The 12,694-nt window shown below is 71.7% G+C and carries 2 protein-coding genes; both read right to left on the bottom strand.

All coding sequences use genetic code 11. The features are described from left to right. Nucleotides 1-19: 19 nt before the first annotated feature. Nucleotides 20-1,720, bottom strand: coding sequence for an ABC transporter ATP-binding protein (locus ACIBK5_RS07115; RefSeq protein ID WP_399017026.1), 1,701 nt, complete (start codon nucleotides 1,718-1,720; stop codon nucleotides 20-22). Next, the gene (locus tag ACIBK5_RS07110; RefSeq protein WP_399017025.1) at nucleotides 1,710-12,674 is read right to left on the bottom strand and encodes an amino acid adenylation domain-containing protein; all 10,965 of its coding nucleotides are present in this window, start codon (nucleotides 12,672-12,674) and stop codon (nucleotides 1,710-1,712) included. The genes ACIBK5_RS07115 and ACIBK5_RS07110 overlap by 11 nt, the downstream gene beginning before the upstream one ends. Nucleotides 12,675-12,694: the final 20 nt, after the last annotated feature.

The following is a 12,694-nucleotide window of genomic DNA, read 5'->3' as shown; positions in this document are numbered from 1 at the left end:
GCGCCCCTGACGGGGCGCGTTACCGCGCCACCGCCAGGCAGTACGCCTCGTCGTTGGCCAGGAGGTTGCGGTGGGTGTCCTCGGCCGTGATGACGCCGTCGTCCAGGACCAGGACCCGGTCCGCTGCGTCCAGGAAGGCGGGGCTGCTCGTGATGACGATGGTCGTGCGGCCTCGGCGTAGCTTCGCCACGTTGCGGGCGACCAGTTGTTCGGTGACCGCGTCGACCGCCGTCGTGGGGTCGTGCAGGACCAGTACGTCCGTGTCGGCCGCCAGTGCCCGGGCCAGGGAGAGGCGTTGGCGCTGGCCTCCGGAGAGGTTCGCGCCCCGGTCACGGACGCCGTAGTCGAGGCCGTCGCGGTGCAGGGCGACGACGTCGGTCAGCAGGGACGCCTCGACGGCCTCGGGGACCGAACCGCTGGTGCCCGAGGGGTCGATGTTGGTGCGCAGGGTGCCCGCGAAGATCTCCCCGTCGTAAGGGTTCACCAGGATGTGCTCGCGGACCGCCTCGACCGACAGGTCCGCCAGCTCCTGCCCGCCCACCCGGACGGCTCCCTCGTAGGCGTCGGGCGGGACGTTCACGGCCAGGACCGCCGCCAGGTCGGCCGCGGCGCGCGGCTGGTAGGCGGCGATGGCGACGAACTCGCCGGCGGCCACCTGGAAACGCACCTTGTTGAGGGACCCGTGGCGGACGCAGTCGATGTCCAGGTCCGCGCCCGGGGCCGGTCGCCCGGAGCCCGGGGTCGTGACCGGCGGAGCCGACAGCACCAGCGCCATCCGCTCGGCCGAGGCGCGCGCGATCATCACGTACTTGGGCATCTCCGAGAACAGTTTGAGCGGTTCCATGATGAACTGCGCCAGGCCCACGGCCATGACGAGTTCCCCGATGGTGATCCGGCCGGCGAAGGCCAGCCAGCCCGCCATCAGGGTCACGGCCCCGGCCAGCACCGCGTTGAGGGCCAGCGCGGTGCCCGCGTACACGCCGTTCACCTTGGCGACGACGATCGACTGGTGCCTCGCCTCGGTGCTGACCTTCCGGTAGGAGCCGAACGCCGCGTGGTTGCCGCCGAAGCCGTGCAGCGGGCGCAGGCCGGTGATCAGGTCGGCGACCTTCGCGCCGGCCCGCGCCACCCGGGCCTGCTGTTCCTGAGTGCTGCTGCCGATCCGCCGGGACATCACGCTCAGGATCGACAGGATCGCGACGGTGCCCACGATCACCAGCAGGCCGAGCCGGATGTCGGCGAGGCCCAGCGCGACCGCCGCGACCAGCACCGCGACCAGCGAGCTGATCAGCAGCGGCACCACCTCGATGATGTCGGCGGTCTGGTCGGCGTCCTCGGTGGCGATGGTCAGGACCTCGCCGGACTTGAGGTCGACGTCCCTGGCCACCGGCTGGAGGCCGCAGGCCGCGACCTTCACCCGCCAGCGGTGTGCCTCGGTCGTGTTGGCCTTCTGCAGGATGCGCATCCCGAACCGCCATGACAGCGACACGGTCGTGATGATCACGGCCAGCGCGGCGATCGACAGGGCGAGCGCGCCGAGGCTGCGGCCGTCCCGCATCGTGTGCTCGACGATCATGCCGAGCGCGATGGGGAAGGCCGTCTCACCGGCCTGGTACAGGCCCATGAGGAGGGTGCCCCAGGCCATGGCGCCGAGGTTGCGGCGCAGGGCGGTGCGGAGGATGGCGGCCCCGGGGCGGGGCCGCTGCGTGTCAGTTGTCATCGAGGTGGCGGGCAATCGCTTCGGGGGTTCGCAGGGTGAACAGGTCTCGGATGGTGATCACAGGGCCGAACTCGCGGCGGAGCAGCCCGATCAGGCGTACCGCCAGCATGGAGTGTCCCCCGAGGGACACGAAGTCGCTCACCGCGCTCACCTCGTCGTCGTCCAGGTCCAGTGCTTCGGCGAAGTACTCGCACACCACGGTCTCGGTCTCGGTTTCCGGGCCCCGCTCCCCCACCGTGGTCAGCGCGCCGAGCGGCTTGGCCTCGGGCAGCGCCTTGGTGTCAGCCTTCCCGTTCACCGTCAGCGGGATGCTGTCGACCTGGGCGTAGTGCGTCGGCCGCAGGAAGTCCGGCAGTCCGGCGCCCACGTCGGCGGCGACAGCGGCCAGCTCGGCGCCGTCCAGCACGAGGTAGGCGGCCAGCCGGTAGGCGCCGTCGACCTGCGGGTCGGGCTGGGCGACGGCGGCGGCGAACCGGACCGCCGGGTGCGCGGCGAACACGGCCTCGACCTCGCCGAGTTCGACGCGGTGGCCCCGGATCTTGACCTGCTGGTCGGTGCGGCCCAGGTACATCAGATTGCCGTCGGGCCGGCGGACCACCAGGTCCCCGGTGCGGTACATACGCTCCCCGGGGGCGCCGAACGGGCAGGCGACGAAGCGGTGCGCGCTCTGGGCGGGCTGCCCGAGATAGCCGCGCGCGATGCCGATGCCCGACACGTACAGCTCACCGGGCACCCCGTCGGGCAGCGGCCGCAGCCACGGGTCCAGGACGTACACGTCCGTGTTGTCGATGGCGACGCCCACCACCGGGTCCTCGCACTCGAAGGTGCCGACGCCCAGGGTGTTGATGGTGTACTCGGTGGGTCCGTACAGGTTGTAGCCGACCGTGCCCTCGGTCTCTGCGAGGCGCTGCCACAGCGTCGGGGTGACGGCCTCGCCGCCCAGCAGCACCAGCGCGGGCCGGCGTTCCGGGTTGTCCAGCAGGCCCTCGGCCACCAGCTGCTGCGCGTAGGTCGGGGTCACGTTGATGACGTCGATCCCGTGCTCCAGGCAGTACTCCACCAGCGCGGGCGCGTCGCGGCGCAGCTCCTCGTCGCAGATGTGCACCTCATGGCCGTCGGCGAGCCACAGCAGCTCCTCCCACGACATGTCGAAGGCGAACGACACGGTGTGCGCGATCCGGAAGATCCGGTGGCCGTGCTCCGCCAGCACCGGCTCGAAGATCCGGCGCTGATGGTTGATCAGCATGTTGGTGAGCCCGGCGTACTCGGTCACCACGCCCTTGGGCTTTCCGGTCGACCCGGAGGTGTAGATCGTGTACGCGGGGTGCCGCAGCCGGTCCGGGTCGTCCGGCGCGAACGTCACGTACGGCTCGGCCTCGGGAAGGGGCCGGTCCAGTTCGATGAGGTCGCCGGTCAGCCGGGGCGAGACGGCGCTCACGGTGAGGATCACGTCCGGGCGGGCGTCGTCGACGATCGCGGCGATCCGCTCGTCCGGGTGGTCCAGCTCCAGTGGCACGTACGCGGCGCCGACCCGCAGCACGGCGAACAGCGCCGCGATCCAGTCGAGGGAACGCGGGATGGCGAGACCCACGGTCGTCTCGGGTCCGATACCGCGCGCCGCGAGCACTCCCGCGATCTCGCGGCTGCGGTCCCGGAGCTCGGCGAACGTCATCGTCGCACCGTGGGCGACGAGTGCCACCCGCTGCGGGTCGCGGTCCGCGGCCTGGTCGAACCGGTCGACGACGGTGTCCGTACCGACGTCCGTACGCTCGCCCGGAGCGGGCTCGGGTCCCAGCCCCCGCAGCGCGCCCACCGGCCCGGTCGAGCGGGCCAGGTCCTGGAGCACGCCCAGATAGTCGTCGAGGAGACGACGGGCGCCCGTGGTGTCGCCATCGCGGTACTCGAGCTTGACCGTGAGCCGGTCGCCGGGGGTGACGACCCAGGTGAACGGGTAGTGCGTGGAGTCGTCGGCCTTCACCGAGGTGATGCCGTGCCGGGCGTTCATCTCGGCGAACGCGTCCATGTCCAGGAAGTTCTGCAGCACGAACAGGTTGTCGAACAGGGTGTCGTGCCCGCTGGCCCGCTGGATCTCGCCGAGCCCCAGGTGCTCGTGCTCCATCGCCTCGACCCGTGCCGTCTGTACGGCCGACAGGTACTCGCGGACCGGCTGCTCCGGCCGGGCCCGTGTCCACGTGGGCACGGTGTTGAGCAGCACGCCGACGATGTCGTCCAGGCCCTCGCCGTCGCGGCCGGAGACGGTCACGCCGAACACGGCGTCGCTGCGGCCGGTGTGTGCGCCGAGCAGCAGGCCGAACGCACCGGTGAGCACCGAGTTCAGTGTGACACCGTGCACCCGGGCCGCTTCCCGCAGCGTCTCCGACTGCTCGGCGGACAGCGTGTGCACGAGTGCGCGCGGCAGGTCGTCCGAGAGGGCCGGCGCCGGTCCGGCGAGCAGCGTGGGGCCGGGAAGGGCCGCCAGGTGCTCCGCCCAGAAGCGTTCCGATACGGCGGGGTCCTTGGCGTCGAGCGCCCGGGCGTACTCCTCGAAGCTCGGCGTGGCCGGCGTCGCGTCGAGCGGCTCGCCCGCGAGGACGGCACGGTAGGCGTCGAACAGGTCCCGCAGGACGATCTCGCGGGACCAGCCGTCCCACAGCAGCAGGTGGTAGCTGAGCAGCAGGCCGTCGCGGTCGTCGGGCAGCCGCACCACGGTCAGCCTGATCAGCGGCGGCTCCCCCGGGTCGAACCCGGTGTCGCGGTCCCGGGCGCGCAGGGCGTCGACCTCCGCGTCCGTCGACAGGGCGACCGTACGGACGTCGACCCGCCGGCCGGCCTTGAGGACCTGGACGGGGTTTCCGTCGTCGTCCGTGCTGAAGCCGGCGCCCACGACCGGGTGCCGTGCGATCACGTACGCCATCGCCTCGGCCAGCGCGTCGGTGTCCAGGCGCCGGTCGAAGGTGAACCAGCTCTGCGCGACATAGTGTCCGGCCGTGCCCGCCAGCTGGGCCTGGAAGAACAGGCCGCGCTGGAGCGGGGTGACCGGTGCGGTGCGCTCGGCTGTCGTGGCGGCGTCGGCGATGTGCTCCAGCGCGCCGCGCCAGTGCTCGGTGATCTGGTCGGGTATGCCCTCGGCGAGGGTGAACTCGGCGAGCAGACTGCCGGTCGCCTCGTCGGTCCAGGCGTTGACCTCGACGGCGTACGGGCTGCCCTGGTCGCCGCCGGTGAGGTGCAGCGCCTGCGACTCGCTGCCCCGGCCGAGGTAGTTGAACAGCACCTGCGGGCGGGCGGTGAGCAGCGGGGCCGTCTGCGGGTCGAGATACCGGAGCTGCCCGTAGGCGACGTGGGCGCGCTCGTCCGGCTGGCGTTCGGCGACCTCGCGGGCCGCGGCGACCGGGTCGGTGTGCGCGGTGAGCCGTACGGGTGCGATGGCGGTGAACCAGCCGACCGTACGGGTGTAGTCGTGCTGTTCGAGGACCGGGACCCGGCCGTGCCGCTCCAGTTCGATCGCGAGATCGGTGGGCGACGGCTGGATCCGGGTCAGCGCGGTGCGGAGCGCGCCGCACAGCAGCTCGGTGAGACCGACGCCGAGTGCGGCGGGTGCGGTGCGGGTGAGGCGGTCGCTCACATCGGGGGCGAGCACGACGGTGGTCTCGCGCAGTCCGCCGACCGTGGGCAGGAGTTCGGGCGCCTGGAGGGTGGTGATCCAGTGGCCCAGGTCGTCGAGTGCGTGGGTGGAGTGGAGCGTGAGTGTGTCGGCGTACTCGGCGTACGACGTGGTCGGCGGGGCCAGGAGCTCGCCGCGGAGGGCTGTGGTCAGGTCCTCCAGGAGGATCAGCCAGGACACCGCGTCGACGGCGAGGTGGTGCACGGTGACCACGAGGGTCCGGCTCGCCTCCAGCCACGCGAAGGCGATGACGTTGCCGGACTCGGGGTCGAGCTGTGCGGCGGCGTCGTTCGCCACGGCGGTGGCGTCGGTGGTGTCGGGTCGTCCGACCGTGAGCTCGTGGGCCGGTTCGGTGCGCAAGGCCCATACGCCGTGGTCGGTGCGGAGGCGTAGTCGCAGGGTGGGGTGGGCGGCGAGTACCGCGTTCGCGGCGCGCTGGGCGTCCGTGAAGGTGGTGCCTTCTGGGGCCTGGAGGGTTCTGGCCTGGGCGAATCGGGTGAGTGAGCCGCCGAGTTCGCGCTGGCGCAGGATGATCGGGGTCGGGGTGAGGGGGCCGTCTTCGCGGCGGGCGGGGGTGGGGGCGGCTGCCTGCGGTGTGCTCGTCGCCAGGTTTTCGGCCAGTGCGCGGGGGGTCCTGAGCAGGAAGACGTCACGGGGTGAGATCTGTAGGCCCAGGGTTCGGGCCCTGTTCACGACCGTGATGGCGACGATGCTGTCGCCTCCGGCGTGGAAGAAGTCGGTGTCGGCGGCTATGTCCGAGCCGGGCAGTGTCTGGGTGAAGATCTCGATGAAGGTGGTGACTGCTGAGTTCTTGTCTGCGGGTGCGTCGGGGCTGGTCGCGCAGTTCCCCGCGCCCCCAAGGGTGCGTTCGGTCAGGGTCTTTCGGTCCAGCTTGCCGTTGACCGTCAGGGGCAGGGCATCGATCGTGAGGACCTGGCCCGGGACCATGTGCACGGGCAGCTTCTCGGACAGCAGGGCGCTGAGATCGGCGGGCACGCTGCCCACCACATGCGCGACCAGGTGATCGCCGGTGTCCGCGACCGTGACGGCCACGTCCACCACACCGTCGAGTTCCCGTACGGCGGACTCGACCTCTCCCAGCTCGATGCGGAAGCCCTTCAGCTGTACCTGGTCGTCGGCGCGGCCGGTGAACTGCAGTTCGCCGTCGAGGGTGCGGATGGCCAGATCGCCCGTGTGGTACATGCGGGAGCCGTCGTCCGCGAACGGGTTCGCCACGAAGCGGCCGGCGGTGAGGCCGGGCCTGCCGAGGTAGCCGAGGGACACCTGGTCGCCGGCGACGTAGATGGCACCGACCTTGCCGGGCGGCACCGGGCGGAGCCGGTCGTCGAGGAGGTAGGTGGTCAGGCCGGGGATCGGGCCGCCGATGGGGCTGACGGCGTCGCCGGGGCCGAAGTCCTCGTCGGTGAGGACCCGGTGGGTGACGTGGACGGTCGTCTCGGTGATGCCGTACATGTTGACCAGCTCGGGTGCGCCCGTGCCGTACCGATCGATCCAGCCGCGCAGCCGCCCGAGGTCCAGGGCCTCTCCGCCGAAGATGATCCGGCGCAGCGCGGGGAGGGGTTCGCCGGCGAGCCGGTCGGCCTCGATGAACTGGTAGAACGCCGACGGGGTCTGGTTGAGCACGGTGACTCCGCGCTCGCGGACGAGCCGGTGGAAGTCGACCGGGGAACGCGTCAGCCCGTACTCGGGCACCAGCAGCTCACCGCCGTACGCCAGCGCGCCCCACAGCTCCCAGACCGCGAAGTCGAAGGAGAAGGAGTGGAACTGGACCCAGACGTCCCGGGGGCCGAAGTCCATGTCGGGCTGGGTGTTGGCGAGCAGCGTCACCACGCTGGAGTGCGGGACGGCGACGCCCTTGGGCCTGCCGGTCGATCCGGAGGTGTAGATCACGTATGCGGGGTTGTGCCAGCTCACCTCGGGCTCGGCGGCGAGGTCGCCCACCGGCGGTTCGTCGCCCACCGGCAGTCCGTCGCCCACCGGCAGTCCGTCGCCCACCGGCGGTTCGTCGCCCTGGACGAGCACCCGGGCCGGTACGTCCGCCCTGGCCAGCAGCTGTGTGAAGCGGTCGCGCTGCTCGCGGTCCACCAGGACGACCTGGGGGGCCGCGTCGGCGAGGATGTACTCCAGCCGGTCGTCCGGGTACGCCAGATCGAGCGGGACGTACGCGCCGCCCGCACTGACGATCGCGACCAGGGCCACGACCTGCTCCAGGGAGCGCGGGACGGCGACTGCGACCCGCTTGCCCGGCCCGACCCCGGCCGCGCGCAGGGCGGAGGCCAACTGGTTCTTGGTGTCGGCCAGTTCGCCGTAGGTCAGGGAGCGGGTGCCGCCGTCGAGGCCGCACTGGGTGACGGCGGTGGCGGCGGGGTCGCGGCGCGCGGCGGTGTCGAAGAGGTCGCCCAGCGTCGTCGGGGTGATCGGTGCGGGACGGCGCTCGCTGTCGGGTGCCAGGTCTGCGACCAGGGCGTCCGGGCGGGTGAGCAGGCCGTTGAGGGTGTGAGTGAACGTGTGCAGGATCGCCCGGGCGGTCGTCTCCCGCAGCAGTTCGGCGTCGTAGATCAGGTTGAAGCGCGGCCGTCCGTCGAGCGCTCGCTCGACCACCAGCGTCAACGGGTAGTGCGGGGCGCCCTCGTTGACGAGGTCGGAGACGACCAGGGTGTCCTCGGGTCGTCGCAGGGCGGCGACATCGGTCGCCACGTCGAACACCACGAGGGTGTCGAACAGGGAGCCGGCGCCGGCCTGGCGGCCGATCCTCGCCAGGGAGACGTGCTGGTGCGGCAGGACCGCGCTCTGGTGCTCCCGGACCGAGGCAAGCAGGTCGCCGGAGGTGGTGCCGTCGGCCCAACGGGCGCGTACGGGGATGGTGTTGATGAAGAGGCCCACCATGTCCCCGATGCCGGGCACCTCGGCGTCACGGCCGGAGACGGTGGAACCGAACACCACGTCGCTGCCGTGCAGGATGCCGCCGAGTGTCACGGCCCAGGCGCTGTGCACGGCCACGCTCAGCGGCACGCCGGCCTCGCGGACGGCGGAGTCGAGGTCGCCCTCCGGTTCCACGGCGGTGTCGGCGAAGCGGTCGGAGGGGGTGTGGTCCTCGGCGACCAGTGAGGGGCCGGTCAGGCCGGTGAGTTCGGCGTGCCAGACGCGGTCGCTCTCGTCGTCGTCGCGTCCGGCGAGCCAGTGCACGTAGTCGGCGAAGCCGCCGATCGGGTAGACGGTCCCCGGGGCGTGGTACTCGGCCAGCAGAGCGCGGAGCATCGGCGGCACCGACCAGCCGTCGGCGATGATGTGGTGCACCGTCTGGACCAGGACGTTCCGGCCGGATCCCGCGCGGACGAGCGTGTACCGCATCAGCGGGCCGGTGGCCAGGTCGAATCCGGCGCGGCGGTCCCGCTCGGCGAGGTCGCGTATCTCCTCGTCGGTGATGCCGGGGCGGTCGAGTGTGGTGAAGGGCGCCTCGACGCCGCCTTCCAGCACGGAGACCACACGGCCGTCGGCGAGGGCCGTGAACCGGGCGGCCAGGTTCGGGAAGAGCGTGAGCAGGCGGGTGGCCGCCGTCGCCAGCCGGTCGGCGTCCACCTCGCCGTCCAGGGCGAGGAGTTGCTGCTCGACGTAGGCGCCCGCGGAGTCGTCGTCGAAGACGGAGTGGAAGTACAGGCCCTCCTGGAGCGGGGTCAGCGGCAGGATGTCCCGCAGCTCCGGGCCGTCGAGGGCGTCGACGTCGGTCTGGGTGAGCGGCACCAGGGGGAAGTCGCTGGGCGTGTGGCCGCCCTCGTCGAGTGCGGCCAGTCCGGCCAGGGCGACCCGGAAGTAGTCGCCGATGGCGGTGATGTCCTCGTCGGTGAAGATGCCGTCGGGCCAGGAGATGGTGGTGACCAGCTCGTAGTCGCCGGTGGAGGCGGCGGGTTCGGCGATCGCGTTGAACTCCAGGGCGCGGGGCAGGCGCATCTGCGGGTCGCGCTTCTCGCCCAGCTGGCCGGTGGTGCCCGCGAGCTGCCAGTCGCCGGGGGCGCCGGCGGCGAAGCGGCCCAGGTAGTTGAAGAGGACCTGGGGTGCGGGGGCGTCGAACTCGCTGCCGGTGAGGTAGCGCAGGGCGCCGTAGGAGACGCCGTTGTCGGGGACCCGGGCGAGGTCTTCCTTGACCGCCTTGAGGGCGGCCGCCAGATACGCGGGGGTGGTGAGGTCGGGCGCCGTGCCGGGGTCGACGGTCACCGGGAAGAGGGTGGTGAACCAGCCGACGGTCCGGGACAGTTCCGGTTCGAAGCCGGCGGAGCCCGCGACGAACTGTCCTTCTCGGCCGTGGCCTTCGAGTTCGATGTGGGCGAACGTCTGGTCCTGGCCGAGGTCGCGGCGCCGGCGGGCGAGGGCGACGGAGAGCGCGGTCAGCAGGACGTCGTTGACGCCCGCGTGGAACTTCGCCGGGATCTCGCCCAGCAGTGCGGCCGTGATCTCGGGGCCGACGGAGACGGTCCGCAGCCGTTCGTGCGCGACGGTGTCGGCCTCGGACAGGGCGCGCCTGCCGATCGGCTGGTCCTCGCCCGGCAGGGGGCGTCGGTAGTAGGAGCTGTCCGCGTCGAACGCGGCACGTTCCAGCAGCTGGGTCCAGCGCCGGAACGACGTGCCCACCGGGGGCAGTTCGATCGGCGTGCCGGAGGTGAACTGCCGCCAGGCGGTGGCCAGGTCCTCCATCAGGACGCGCCAGGACACACCGTCGACGACCACGTGGTGGGCGACCAGGACCAGTTGCCGTGCCTCACGGCGCCAGACGGCGCGCAGCATGGCGCCGCCGTCGGGGTCAAGTCCCTCGGTGGCGAGCGCGACGCACTCCTCGACCGGCAGATCGCTCTCCTGCCAGGTCACGGACGCCCCGTCCGCCTCCGGGATGTGGAAGCTCCAGTCGTCGCCGCGCACCAGCTTGGCGCGCAGCATGTCGTGGTGCCGGACGAGGGCCGAGAGGGTTTCGTCGAGGGCTTCGGCTGTGAGGTCCGCCGGGGTGTTGAGCACGACGGACTGGACGAAGCCGTCGACGGCGTCGGTGGTCTCGCCGAGCCACTGCACGATGGGCGATCCCACGACGGTGCCGGTCGCGACGTCGGCGTGGTCGACGGTGGAGACGTCCTCGCGGCTCGCGACCGCCGCCAGTGCGCCCACGGTGCTGTGGGTGAAGATCTGCCGTGCCGTGACGTGCAGGCCCTCGTCGCGCAGGGCGCTCAGCAGGGAGATCGCCAGGATGCTGTCGCCGCCGAGCTGGAAGAAGTCCTGGTCGACACCGACCTCGTCGAGCCGCAGGACCTGCGCGACCGCGGCACACACCGCGCGCTCGTCGTCGGTGGTGGGGCGGACGAGGGAGCCCGTGTCGATCGTGGGCTCGGGCAGGGCGTTGCGGTCGAGCTTGCCGTTGGCGGTGAGCGGGAACTCCTCCATCACGACGAGGTGGGTCGGCACCATGTACTCGACCATGTGCTCGGTCGCCCACGCCTTGACCTCGTCCGCCCGGAGGCCCTCACCGCCGGCGGCCGGGATGACGTAGCCGACGAGGTAGGTGCCGCCGGCCGAGTTCTTCTTCGCGACGACGCAGGTGTGCCGGACCCGGGGGTGTTCGGCGAGGCCGGCCTCGACGTCCTCTATCTCCAGCCGCATGCCACGGATCTTGATCTGGTTGTCGGCGCGGCCGAGGAAGTCCAGCGATCCGTCCGGGGCGAACCGCGCCAGGTCACCGGTGCGGTACAGCCGGGAGCCGTCGGAGGCGAAGGGGTTGGCCACGAACCGGGAGGCGGTCAGGCCCGGGGCGTTGACGTAGCCGCGGCCCAGGAGGAAGCCGCCCACGTACAGTTCGCCGCCGACCCCGACGGGGACCGGGCGCAGCTCCTCGTCCAGGACGTACAGCTGGGTGTTGGGGTTGGCCTTGCCGATGGACGTCGACAGGCGTTCCGCGGCGCCCCGGTAGATGACGTGCGAGACGCCGATGGTCGTCTCGGCGGGGCCGTAGCCGTGGTACATGGGGACGTCGCCGAGCTTGGTGCGGAACCGCTCGTACAGCTCGGGGGTGAGCACCTCGCCGCCGCACCACACGTGCCGCAGGCTGTCCAGGCGGCCGCTGTCGCCGGCCATCTCCAGCAGCACGTCCAGCATGGACGACACCAGGTAGGTGAAGGTGACGCGCTGTTCGGCGATGACGCTCAGCAGATGGTGCGGGTCGCGTTCGCCGCCGGTGCGCAGGACCACCAGCCTGCCGCCGGAGACCAGGGGCAGAAAGATCTCGTTGATGGATATGTCGAAGGACAGCGGGGCTTTGAAGAGCGAGGCGTCGTCGTGGCCGAAGCCCAGGATCTCGTTCACCTGCCACAGCAGGCGCTCGCTGATCGCCTCGTGGCGGATCATCGCGCCCTTGGGCCGCCCGGTCGAACCGGACGTGAAGATGACATAGGCCAGGGCGTCGCCGAGGACGGTGACTCCGGTGCCCTCGGCGGAGTAGGAGGCGTAGGCCCAGTCGCCGAGGTCGACGGCCACGGCCTCCGGTTCGGCCGGGTCGTGCTCGCCCGAGGCGTTGAGCTGGAGGACGACCCGGGCGTCCTCGATGACGACGGCCCGGCGCGCGGCGGGCCACTGCGGGTCGAGCGGGACGAACGCGCATCCGGCCTGGAGTGCGGCGAGCAGTCCGATCACCATGTCCGCGGAGCGGGCCAGGGAGATACCGACGACCTGTTCGTGGCCCAGTCCGCGGGCGATGAGGTGGTGGGCCAGCTGGCTGGAGAGCTCGGCCGCCTGACGGTAGGTCAGCGAACGGTGCTCGTCCACGATGGCGACGGCGTCCGGTCTGGTCCGCGCCTGCTCCCGGAACATCTCGACGACGGTCGGGCGGACCCGGTCGGCCTCGTTGTCGTTCCACTCGGCCAGGGTCCGCAGCCGGGCGGCAACACTGGACGGGCCGATGGTGCCGAGGGGCCGGTCGGGGAAGTCGGCCAGGTCGTCCAGCGCGAGCTGCGCTTCGGCCGGCATGACGTCTTCCGGGACGGTGATGCTCCCGCCGTCCGGGCTCACGTCCCAGCCGCCGGGCGCCGTCCCACCGTTGTCGACCCATCCGAGGACGTCGGCGAAGAGCGTGCCGGGGGTGAGGTCGATCCCGTCGGGGCTCTGCCCCGTCGCCCAGTACGACAGACCGATGGCGCAGGCTTCAGCGATGGTCCTGTCCGGGTAGTCACCTGTGCGCCGGCGGACATCTGCCAGGCGAGCGGGAGAAAGCAGTGCGAGACGAGCGCGCGGTTCCAACATCGAAGACTCAGCGTCCCTTC

The organism is Streptomyces sp. NPDC050546 (assembly GCF_044457425.1).
Lineage (GTDB): Bacteria > Actinomycetota > Actinomycetes > Streptomycetales > Streptomycetaceae > Streptomyces.
Note: the sequence above shows the minus strand (reverse complement) of the source record. Positions and strands in the feature narration are given on the sequence as shown.